This window comes from Serratia sp. SA088 (assembly GCF_049065515.1).
Classification (GTDB): domain Bacteria; phylum Pseudomonadota; class Gammaproteobacteria; order Enterobacterales; family Enterobacteriaceae; genus Serratia; species Serratia nematodiphila.
On record NZ_JBAKGW010000027.1, the window covers coordinates 1 to 1,770 of the forward strand.

1 protein-coding gene is annotated in these 1,770 nt (G+C 66.1%); it reads left to right on the forward strand.

Features of this window, described 5'->3' with window-relative positions; translation table 11 throughout:
* The coding region (tkt, locus tag ACOWVD_RS25440; RefSeq protein ID WP_421117775.1) for a transketolase at nt 1-1,770 on the forward strand (1,770 nt) is incomplete at both ends.

Sequence of the window (1,770 nt, forward strand, 5' to 3'; positions counted from 1 at the left end):
ATCCGCGCACTCAGCATGGACGCCGTACAAAAAGCAAATTCCGGCCACCCGGGGGCCCCTATGGGCATGGCGGACATCGCCGAAGTCCTGTGGCGTGACTACCTCAACCACAACCCGACTAACCCGCACTGGGCTGACCGCGACCGTTTCGTGCTCTCCAACGGCCACGGCTCCATGTTGATTTACAGCCTCCTGYACCTCACCGGCTACGACCTGCCGATGCGCGAGCTGGAAAACTTCCGTCAGCTGCATTCCAAAACCCCGGGCCACCCGGAGTACGGCTACACCCCGGGCGTTGAAACCACCACCGGCCCGCTGGGCCAGGGCATCGCCAACGCCGTCGGYTTCGCCATCGCCGAACGCACCCTGGCGGCGCAGTTCAACCGCCCYGGCCAYGACATYGTCGACCACCACACCTACGCCTTCATGGGCGACGGCTGCATGATGGAAGGCATCTCGCACGAAGTCTGCTCYCTGGCCGGCACCCTCAAGCTCGGCAARCTGACCGCCTTCTACGATGACAACGGCATCTCCATCGACGGYCACGTCGACGGCTGGTTCACCGACGACACCGCCCTGCGCTTCGAAGCCTACGGCTGGCACGTGGTGCGCAACGTCGACGGCCACAACCCGGACGCCATCAAGGCGGCGATTGAAGAAGCSCGCMAGGTGACCGACAAGCCGTCGCTGCTGATGTGCAAGACCGTTATCGGCTTTGGTTCGCCGAACAAGGCCGGCACCCATGACGTGCACGGCGCCGCGCTGGGCGCCGCCGAAGTGGCCGCCACCCGCGARSSGCTKGGCTGGAAATACGCCGCCTTTGAAATCCCGCAGGACATCTACGCCCAGTGGGACGCCAAAGAAGCCGGTCAGGCCAAGGAAGCGGCCTGGAACGACAAGTTCGCCGCCTACGCCAGGGCCTTCCCGGAACTGGCCGCCGAGTTCAAGCGCCGCATGAACGGCGAGCTGCCGGCCGACTGGAAAGCCGACGCCAAGGCGTTCGTGGAAAAACTGCAGGMCAACCCGGCCAACATCGCCAGCCGCAAGGCGTCGCAGAACGCGCTGGAAGCGTTCGGCAAGGTGCTGCCGGAGTTCCTGGGCGGCTCCGCCGACCTGGCGCCGAGCAACCTGACCATGTGGTCCGGCTCGAAAGCGCTGAACGTTGACCCGGCGGGCAACTACATTCATTACGGCGTGCGYGAGTTCGGCATGACCGCCATCACCAACGGCATCGCGCTGCACGGCGGCTTCCTGCCGTACTCGGCGACCTTCCTGATGTTCGTGGAATACGCCCGCAACGCGGTGCGCATGGCGGCGCTGATGAAGCTGCGCAAYGTGTTCGTCTACACCCACGACTCCATCGGTCTGGGYGAAGACGGCCCGACCCACCAGCCGGTGGAGCAGCTGGCGAGCCTGCGCGTGACCCCGAACATGAGCACCTGGCGCCCGTGCGACCAGGTGGAATCGGCGGTGGCGTGGCAGTACGGCATCGAGCGCAACGACGGCCCGACCACGCTGGTGTTCTCGCGCCAGAACCTGACCCAGCAGCCGCGCACCGCAGAGCAGCTGGCGAACGTGTACCGCGGCGGCTACGTGCTGAAAGACTGCGCGGGYACGCCGGACGTCATCCTGATCGCCACCGGCTCCGAAGTGGGCATCACGGTGGAGGCGGCGGACAAACTGACCGCGGCGGGCCGCAAGGTGCGCGTGGTGTCGATGCCGTCGACCGACGCGTTCGACAAGCAGGATGCGGCGTACCGCGAGTCGGTG